An 8,987-nucleotide genomic window follows, 5' to 3' on the forward strand; every position below is an offset into this window, starting at 1 on the left:
TAGGTTCTCGTCCGGCGTCCGAGAGATTCGCTGAATGGGGATCAGGTCCTCCGCGATCTCCGCGGCGGTCCCGGCGGCGTCGGCCTCGACGCCGGGGAGCGTGAGCACTTCCGTCCCGTCGTCGCGGGTTTCGATCTTCGCGTGCTCGGTGGACGTTTCGAGTTCGGCGGGTTCGGGAAGGTTCTCGGTTTTCAGCCGCGCTCCGTGTTCAAGCGCCCGAACCTGAAGTTCCTCGACGCGGTCCCGGTTGGCACCGGCGGCGTTGACCGCGCCGGTCGCAACGCCGTCGACGCGCTTTAGCTCTCCCTCCAGGGCGTCGACGCGCTCGGACAGCTCCCGCTCGGCCTCCGCCGCGGCGCGCTCGGCGCGTCGACGACGATCGCGTTCGTCCGCGAGTTCGCTTTCGAGTTCGTCGACGCGTTCCTCTAGCTGATTCAGCCGAGTTTCAAAGCGTTCCTCCATCTGCGCGAGCGCGTCGATCGGGTCGCTCATAGCGACCCCTCACGGCGAAGCGTCCGGTAGTCGTCAGTGTCGAACTGGTGGCCGACCACGTCGCCGCCGCACGAACAACCGATGACGGGACCGGGCGGCGTCACCCACCGACGCCCGCATTCGACGCACGTAAAGAGCCACGTCGAGTCGGTGTCCTGGTGACGGACCGGCGGGAGGCCTTCGCCGCCGTCCCGCCGAAAGTGTTTCTCGGGGCGCTGAGGTGGCTTTCTCATGCGGGATCACTCCATTCTCCAGAAATGTTGCGCCAGCAGTCGACATGGAACATATAAAAGTCCTCGTCGTTGCGGTCCGCGATCCGGAACGTTTCGGCGTCGACGCGGACGTGGTCAATATCGGGTTCAAATCCCTTCCCACACTCGGCGCAAAACACCGTCGTCATCTGTCCTCCCCACGGACTTCAACGCGCTCCCGCGCGATGTTGTCAATGCCGTTCCCGTCGCAACTCCGAACGACGACGCGGCGCTGTTCGACGCCGGCGACCGCCACATCTTCGACGTCGACGATCTCTCCGACCGCGCCGCTCGGGAGTTGGCAAAGGGAGTTTGTGAGATTACGATACGAATCGGGTTTTCGGTGTCCATCTTGCATCATTTGTCCGGCCACCGAACGGAGGATGATAGCAGCGCAAACAGCACAGACGGCAGATTTAAGCCGTCTGGCCTACAACCACTATTACAGTCAGTCCCCGGAGGGACCCGGCCAAGGTTCTTTCCTCCGGGGATGTCCAACGTTCGTTAGCGTCAGCTAATGGTTCATGTCAACTTAAAGGTTCCCTAGGAGGATCCTACTGTTATTGGCGCTAACATAGTTGTTTGCAGAGCTAACTTACCGTCCCAAAAATCCTATCCTCCGTCCGTGCGGGAGAGATGATAATGAATCTAACACCCACACAGCAAGCTATATTGGTTGATTTGCTTGTTCACGGAGATGACAAGGCGGCAAACATTGGGTCCCGGACCGGTCATCACCGTAACAGCATATCGCGCTCTCTGACGCCTCTCGCCGAAGAATCTTACATTGTGAATAAGGGGGGTGGGGTTTATCGCCTCACCGAGGATGGAATTGAAGCCGCTCAGGGCCTCATACACTCCGGGTTTAACCCGTACGTCGATTAAGTCGATGTTAGTCAGTTAGGCAAACACATCTGTTAGCGACGGCAACATTTTTTATGCCTCGACTAGATTTCACATCCGTAGCATGTCGCTAAGTAGACAGCAGAAGAACGGACGCGGAGGAATCGTATGAGCAAACTCGAAGCGGACGTGGGTGATTCGATTTGGATGGGGCTGTTCGTCGTCGCATCGGCGGCGCAACTCCGGGTCACTGACGTGACGCCGTTCGGGTTCGACCCGGCAACCGAGCTATGGGCGTTCACGGCCGACGGTTGGACGACCAGCATAACCGTTGCGGCCGTCGTCGCGCTAGCTAGCCTCGGAGCGATCATGTGGACGAACGACGTGGGTTTGGACGCTCTCTCGGGGCTTCAGGGTTGGATGGTCCTCGTCGTGATTTGGCTCGTTCTCGCGCCGCCGTTCATGCCGATCATGACCGAGCTTACGATGGGGTCGGACGCGGGCAAGTTCCTCGCGATGATGATCCAATTCGTCGGAGTCGGAGTTGTCAGCTATCTTGGGTGATTTCATGAAAGGAAACATTTCTCGCGTCGACGACGTGCATCACTGCCCGACCTGCGCGGAACCGCATCCGACCGGGCGGGCCGCTCTCGACTGCTTCGCGTCTCACGGAGGGGGACGATGACGGACCTGACGCGGAGGCAACTCATGCGGCGCTCGGCGGCGGCCGCGGGCGGCCTCACAATCGCGGGGTCGGCCGCGTCGAGGATGCCGCGACTGTCGCCTGTCGGTCGGGCAGACGCTGCGGTCGGTCTTGCAATCGCAACGGGGGCTGGAGTCGTCGCGGGCGCGGCGTTAACCCACTATGTTTGGGATGACGGCTCGGCCGTTGACGAAGAGCAGTATCAGGAAAAGGTCGCTGAGGAGGTTCACAACGGCCTCATGCAAGACGCGACGCGGATCAAAGGCGAGCAGGAGAACTTCTTCAACCAGACAAATAATGTCACAGACTTAACAGAATCGGCGGCAACTCAGGACGCTCAGACGGCCGCTGTCGAAGAAATCTTGAATGGCTCCGACCGTGCGACAGTCGTCCAAGCCGCAAGTGATGCGGTATCTGAATATTATGCAACAAATCAGAAAAATTTCTTGTTGCATTGGGACAAGATAATCACCGATATCCATGTGATGCTGAAGTCGGTGGACTCAACAGATGCGTTGTCGTTCGGACAGGTCTTCGACATGAGGACCGATTACGGAAACGGCGACCCAGAAACGTACAAGGGAGGGACCAATGCAGTTAATTACGACCTTCTCGACGGAACAACATACACGTCTGAAAGTCCGGTTGTCGGTATCAGTGGAGGGGCAAATCACTGGTTCGACATGAGGATGACGGGTCACGGCGGCAATGCGACAGTTAAACAGGTCTACATCAAACCGCCTGATAGCGGCGGCTCGCAACAGTTGATGGTCGATATCGCTAACGATTATCATGGCCTCTGGAGTGATCTGAAGAACAAACACAACAATGCCGTTTCACAGGCTGAGACGGTCGCAGGAGAGCTTTTTGACGGTTGGAAATCTGGCATGATTGACCAGAGTCAACTCGTCTCTGCGTCTGACTTTGCATCGATGGGACAGAATTCGGACAACTTCGCTCAAGCGAATTCGACGCTGGCCTCACTTGGAGTTCCCGTTTCGGAACCTGCGGTTGTCATCGAAACGGAGGTTCCAATTGAGGATCAGACAACGACCGATAAAACGACAACCGAGACAAAGACGGAAACGAGACGCTATGAAGGCGTCTTAGCGATGCGATCGCCGCCGTCCGGCGGTCTTCCTGTCGGATCTCCTATCGACCCCGATGCGCTCCCCGGACCGGTGTTTTTCTCCTACAACCGGGAAAACTGGGACGGCGAGATCGTCGGCGCTCAGACGGTGTTGCAGGACCAATTCACCATCGTTCAGAGAGAAGGATCTGGGGACACGGTATCGTTCAATGAGCCTGTGGATCGAGTGACAGAAAGCGGTCTATCGGCCGAGGAATATGCGGAGTCGATGAAAAGCTACAACGAGGCTGAAACCCGCGCACGAAGTCGACAGACCGAGATTATCGCCAATTCTGGCGGCGGCGGCGGGTTCCTCTCCGACCTTCCTCTTCGTAACATAGCAATTGCCGGAGGGATCGCCATTCTCGGAGCCTTCGGACTAAACGCGGCGTCGAACTAATTACCAATGAGGTATTTTTTCGCTGTCGCGTTGATCGCCTTAGCCGTCGTTGCGGGGGTAACTCCGGTTGGGGCGAGCGCGACGCAAGAGAACGATACCGTGCCGAACGCGACTGTGCCGAATCCGGACGGGCCGACCGACTTCCGCGAGCGCGTCGATAGCGTCGTGCGCGTGGTTGATTTCGGGATGACGGGGGACGAGACTATGGAAATCACCTTCGAGGCTGATGTGCCGACCCGCGTCACAATCCAAGAGGCAGGAGCGTTCGAGCAGGGGAGCGGACAAATCAATATCAAGCAAAGCGCGCTTGCTGGAAACGGGGACCGCACGACCGTCGAGATTAGCATATCAGATCCCGACAACGCCGCCGTCATCGTCTCTACCAGGCGCAGCATTGACCGCGGGACGGCGACGTTTCTGTCTCCGACTGACTCAACGAGTGGCATCCTCAATCGTCCCGTGACATGGGCCGTGACGATTCTCTCCGTTGCAGGGTCGTTCACTGCCGGTCTTATCGGCGTGAAGAAGTGGAGGGACTGGAACATAGATGAGCAAGAGAAACGCCGTGTGGAGGAAATTCGATGACTGACGACAACCGCGATGACGGCCGGAGCGTCCTCGACGTTCCCGAGACGATCATCGGGGAGTTGTGGGGCCTGTTCCGGGACCATTTCCTCGTTTTCCTCGTGATTATTGTCGGCTATCTGGTCCTTGCGTGGGTCGGTTGGCTCCCGGCCGTCGATCCGTCCGTGCCGAGTTGGATTCTATTCCCTGCGATATTTAGCGCCTTGGCGGTTCTCGGCGGCTATTTCGCGGGGAGAGACATTTTCCCCGAGGCCGAACCCGAGTGGTGCTGGGTCGTGGAGTTCAACAACGACGATCCCGCGACTCCGCGAATCTCGAAAGTGACCAATCCCGTCGTGCAAGATATGTTCGTCGTCGGAGGTAAGAGCCTGCACAGTCCGCAGGGACGGTCAAACCTCTACGTGTGCCGGTTCTTCAATGGCTCTGCCGAAAATCCAGTTGCACACGTTACCTGGAAGGATATTCCGAGCGACGCCGATCTACTTGGAACCAAACCGTCGGCAATTGAGGCAGAGCTAGCTAGTCTTCGAGATTCTTACGAGAGTACCCACGGGCTGTATAAGTGGGTCACTGACCACCTTTACATGGTCATTCGGCGGCTGGATTTCCGGAAGTCCAAATCACAGAACGCTGTCCTCGAAGGCTCTCTATCGCACGCGCCCGGGGAGGATGACAGCATTGACGACGTGATTGACGACGTGTTGCCGGAGCGAATCAAACGGCAGGTCGGACACGGAGCGGACGACCCCGACCGCGTCGACCGCGTCGAGAAGGACGCCGACGACGGCCGCGGCGTCGACGACGACCAGGAGGGCGACGACGGCGAAGCGCTAGAGCACGCGCAGGAGAACCCGAGCAATCTGCCCGTCGCGACGGACGGAGGAAGATGAGTAGCAACGACAAGTCCGCCGTTTACGCGGCCGGGCAGACACGCGAATTCTTGAAAGACGCGCTCGAAAGCAACGAGAACGAGTTTATCAGGCGCTATGCCGGCTATATTGACGACCCGAAGGTTCTCGACTGGCTTAATTATCAGTGTTCGATCTACGAGGACCACGGAGAGAACTTTTTGTCAACCCGGCTTGCGAAGGTCGTGATTGAGAGCGCAGCGACTCGGACGGCGAATGACGCCTTTAAAGAGGGCAACGCGGCGCAACTCCAAGGACTGACCGGACTCGTCAGTCAGACGGACGACGACGGCGAGGAGGCTGTCCAGCTGGTCGCTGACCGACTGGCGAGCGAGGGCTGCATCTGTCTCGTCGTCGGCCCGCCCGGGTCCGGAAAAACGTCGTTCATGTTCGACGTTGCCCGGGTTTGGGGAGCGAAAACCGGAGGACAGCTTTACGGCAATTCCGAGTGGTCCGGGTTTGACGAGCGGGTCAAATCCGACGTGGAGATGCTTGAAGAAATGGCGTCTCACAAAAAACAGGCGCTCGGAATAATCGACGAAAGCAATCGGGAGCTATCCGGCGAGGCTGACGACTCCCCCAAGGCGCGCGCGTTCGTCGACAGGATGACGCTCGTAAGAAAGCGCCAGGAAGAACACGGGATGCACGCAAAGCGCGGGTCGGTCGCGCTGGTCGCGCACACGCTCAAGAAATCGGCGGCCGACATTCGGCGGATGGCAACGCTGATTGTTCAAAAACCCAGTCCGAGCGACCCCGGACGCGTCAACATCTTCGACAGTCCCGGGGGTCGAGACACCAAGGAACTCGTTGAAAAGAAACACGGCCTCACCGACACGCGCGAATCTATCGACGAACACGATCCCGCTCCGTTCCGCGTCGTCCTCGACGACCAGGAGGACGAGAACGACAGCGTCGACGTGCAAGATATCGAACGACGAAAAGATATTGAGACGGCGCTACGGGCCGTGAAGCCATGGTCCGATGACGGACTCTCTCAACTCGCTGTGTCGAACGAGCGGAAAGAAATCGTCGATTATTCGTCCTCGTGGGTCAGCGACAGAGTCGGCGAATGGCAGCGTGGTCAGCATCGTGATATCGTGGAAGACCCGACGGAGGATTCTGCATGACAGCGTCGAGTTCGGGGACGTTCCACCACCACAGACCCCCCGGGTGGTGCCATTATATTTATTCTAGTATGGGGTCGCATTGGCCGATTTCGCTGGTGGCCCGGGTCAACCGGACCACGATTTCGCAGGTCGAACAGGCTCAAAACTCGAAAAATAGCGGTTCGGAGACTAACAATGGATATTGAAGAAAAATTAGCGACGCTCGAAAGCATCGGCGAACAACTAAAGCCCCGAGCGGGGTGGGTCGCAAAGGCGCTCGGACTCTCCGGATTGACGGTGCTGGTCGCGGCGAGTGGACTTCCGCAACCGTTCCAAGGACTGCTTAGCGCGCCCGCAGTGTTCACGCTCGGCGGCGCGGTGTGGGCGTGGCAGGAAACGAGCGTGGGCGCGTGTGAGACGTGTGCGGTCGTGCTGCGGACGGACCCGGAGTACTGCCCGCAGTGCGGGGCCGCGGACCCGGTCGCGCGTGATGACGACGGGGACAGCCTCGACGCCGATCGCGTCGAGCCTGCCGTCGGGGGAGAGTGATGACTGCCGTTGAAACTGCTTGGACGGTGACGCACTTCGGGGATTACAATGCGTTGCTCGCTCTCACCGTCGGCTACGGCGTTCTGGTCCGTCGGCTTGACCTGCGTCCGGTCGTGATGACCTACGCGGCGATCGCCGTGACGACCTGGGTGAAAGCGACGGTCGCGCTCCCGCGTCCGCCGGGCGCGGCCGTCGGTGGCTTCGCGTTCCCGAGCGGGCACGCCTGCGTCTCCCTCGTTGCGCTCGGCAGTATCGCACTGATTGAGGACGATGGAATTGGACGGCGTGCTGTTCTCGCGGGAGTCTTCGCCGGACTCATCGGGTTCTCACGTCTGGTTATCGGCGTCCATTACGTGCGCGACGTGCTGGCGGGTTGGGCGCTCGGAGCGGCGTTGCTCTTAGTCGGGGTCGTGCTGTTCGACAAGGTCGCGCTCGCACGTGGCCCCATGAACACATTCACGTCGGATTATCTGGGTTCGTAGCCCCTCGGGTCATTCCTTCGAACGAATAGCGAAGGCATAGCGTCCGAAACTCCTTTCTCACGTGGGAATGACGTAGGAACATGGCACTATCGTTAGACGAACTGGAGGACATGATGCTGGAGCACCCGGACCCGGTTGTCTCGGCCGGGGACTTGTCGGACGATGTCGACGAAACGCGCCGTCACGTGCTCGACCAGTTGAGGTTGCTGGAGCGGACGGACGCCGTCGAGAGCAAGGAGATAGGCGCGCGCGCAGTGGCGTGGTGGCACGTCGACCGCGTCGTTCCTCCGCGGCTCCCTCCCGAGGAGCACCCGGACCAAGCCGCGCTCGACGACGTGGACGCCGACGATCGACGTGACGACCCCGGCGACGACCTCGAAATGTACCAGTCGGAGGCTATCGACACGGCGAGCGCGCTGCAAGAAAACATAGAGTCGGTCGAACTGCCCGGGTCCGGAGAGCGACTGGAACGGCGCAGGGAGGCCGTGAACGCGTGCTATCACTTCCTCCGGTCGGAGGGGTCGGCGTCAAAGGCTGACTTTGTCGAGCACGTTTACCCGGACCACACGGCGGCCTACGACAGTAGCGGCGGGTGGTGGAACGCGGTCGGGAAGCGCGGCCTCCGCGACCTCGCCCGCGACGACCGGCTCGACGTGGTCGCTCCCGGCGAGGGAGAACACACGTGGCTGTTTGATGGCTGATAGGAAAACGCTCGCGAACAGCTCCAGGAAGAAAACGGCGGCCTCACGTGTGGCGGTTTTTCTCGACCTTTCGCGTTCGTGGTAGTTCCCGAGAAGTGGTATATCCGCCCGTGCAACCCCGTTTCCGGGCCGCGACCCCTGGGGTTGACGCGGGGGAAACACGGTTCCCGCCGGGCGAGAGACGACGACGCGCCGGAATAGCGGCTGATAAACCCGTGGCGGCTATACGAAACCCGTCGACGGAGTAACACACCTTAGCTGACAGTGCTGTCAGCCAGCAAAACCGCCCGACTGCTCCCTATCCTCGTTACTACTACTTAAACACGCGCGGGGGCTGCTGTCAGTTGTTACTAGAAAACAGTTGGTTGCGTGCAACCGGTACGTGGAACGTCTAGGGGTTCGTGATACGTTTGCGGGCTATCGCCCTGTTGGTGACACCGTCACTGCCCTCCCGCCCTGACAGCACTGTCAGCGGCGTCAGTGGCTACCTGACGGGCCTGGTCCTTCCAGTCGTTCGGGACCAGCAGCCGCCACGTCCCGTCTACCTTTTTCTTCGACGCGGCTCCCCGAGTTCCGTCGGCGATAACGTCGAACGTGCGTTTGACGATCGTCGTGTCGATCGTGTCCGCGCCGTCCTCCGGCTCCGCAGCGGAAAGGACGCGCTTCGCTTCCGGGGACTTGATGACACGGCCGTCAGCGGCAGGCTTCGAGTAATCCTGAAAGTCCCGCCACAGGAACTTTGCGCGCCTCTCGCGGGCGTTTAGGTTCTCGTCCGGCGTCCGAGAGATTCGCTGAATGGGGATCAGGTCCTCCGCGATCTCCGCGGCGGTCCCGGCGG

General features: G+C 59.9%; 10 protein-coding genes and 2 pseudogenes. 8 read left to right on the top strand and 4 right to left on the bottom strand.

Translation table 11 applies throughout. The annotated features are described in order from the left end of the window. From SM753_RS20105 to SM753_RS20115, 3 genes and pseudogenes are all read right to left on the bottom strand, one after another. Nucleotides 1-492 (bottom strand): annotated as a pseudogene (locus tag SM753_RS20105) (hypothetical protein); the annotation flags it as partial. Next, nucleotides 489-725, bottom strand: a complete 237-nt coding sequence (locus SM753_RS20110; protein WP_323192872.1) for a hypothetical protein — start codon at nucleotides 723-725, stop codon at nucleotides 489-491. The pseudogene SM753_RS20105 and the gene SM753_RS20110, both read right to left, overlap by 4 nt. A gap of 163 nt (nucleotides 726-888) precedes the next feature. Further along, nucleotides 889-1,101, bottom strand: a complete 213-nt coding sequence (locus tag SM753_RS20115) for a hypothetical protein (protein WP_323192873.1) — start codon at nucleotides 1,099-1,101, stop codon at nucleotides 889-891. 653 nt (nucleotides 1,102-1,754) lie between these two features. On the opposite strand from SM753_RS20115, the gene SM753_RS20120 reads away from it, so the two are divergent. The 8 genes from SM753_RS20120 (at nucleotide 1,755) to SM753_RS20155 (ending at nucleotide 8,149) form a co-directional block, all read left to right on the top strand. Then, the gene (locus SM753_RS20120; protein ID WP_323192874.1) at nucleotides 1,755-2,150 is read left to right on the top strand and encodes a hypothetical protein; all 396 of its coding nucleotides are present in this window, start codon (nucleotides 1,755-1,757) and stop codon (nucleotides 2,148-2,150) included. 117 nt (nucleotides 2,151-2,267) lie between these two features. Next, on the top strand, nucleotides 2,268-3,818 hold the full coding sequence (locus tag SM753_RS20125; RefSeq protein ID WP_323192875.1) for a hypothetical protein: 1,551 nt from the start codon (nucleotides 2,268-2,270) through the stop codon (nucleotides 3,816-3,818). 6 nt (nucleotides 3,819-3,824) lie between these two features. Continuing rightward, nucleotides 3,825-4,403: a hypothetical protein gene (locus SM753_RS20130; protein ID WP_323192876.1), complete on the top strand. Its 579-nt coding sequence runs from the start codon at nucleotides 3,825-3,827 to the stop codon at nucleotides 4,401-4,403. Next, on the top strand, nucleotides 4,400-5,293 hold the full coding sequence (locus tag SM753_RS20135) for a hypothetical protein (protein ID WP_323192877.1): 894 nt from the start codon (nucleotides 4,400-4,402) through the stop codon (nucleotides 5,291-5,293). The genes SM753_RS20130 and SM753_RS20135 overlap by 4 nt, the downstream gene beginning before the upstream one ends. Continuing rightward, nucleotides 5,290-6,438, top strand: a complete 1,149-nt coding sequence (locus SM753_RS20140; RefSeq protein WP_323192878.1) for an ATP-binding protein — start codon at nucleotides 5,290-5,292, stop codon at nucleotides 6,436-6,438. Before SM753_RS20135 ends, SM753_RS20140 begins: the two co-directional genes overlap by 4 nt. Nucleotides 6,439-6,612: 174 nt before the next feature. Then, nucleotides 6,613-6,966 carry a hypothetical protein gene (locus tag SM753_RS20145; RefSeq protein ID WP_323192879.1) on the top strand — a complete coding sequence of 118 codons (354 nt, stop codon included), beginning with the start codon at nucleotides 6,613-6,615 and terminating at the stop codon, nucleotides 6,964-6,966. Further along, entirely contained in the window at nucleotides 6,966-7,448 is a 483-nt protein-coding gene (locus SM753_RS20150; RefSeq protein WP_323192880.1) for a phosphatase PAP2 family protein, read from the top strand. The genes SM753_RS20145 and SM753_RS20150 overlap by 1 nt, the downstream gene beginning before the upstream one ends. An 80-nt stretch (nucleotides 7,449-7,528) precedes the next feature. Beyond that, nucleotides 7,529-8,149, top strand: coding sequence for a hypothetical protein (locus SM753_RS20155; RefSeq protein ID WP_323192881.1), 621 nt, complete (start codon nucleotides 7,529-7,531; stop codon nucleotides 8,147-8,149). Nucleotides 8,150-8,589: 440 nt separating this feature from the next. Here the strand turns inward: SM753_RS20155 and SM753_RS20160 are convergent. Next, nucleotides 8,590-8,987: pseudogene (locus tag SM753_RS20160) on the bottom strand (hypothetical protein); the annotation flags it as partial.

Origin of the sequence: Halostella sp. PRR32, assembly GCF_034808085.1 — an archaeon.
GTDB lineage: Archaea > Halobacteriota > Halobacteria > Halobacteriales > Natronoarchaeaceae > Halostella > Halostella pelagica.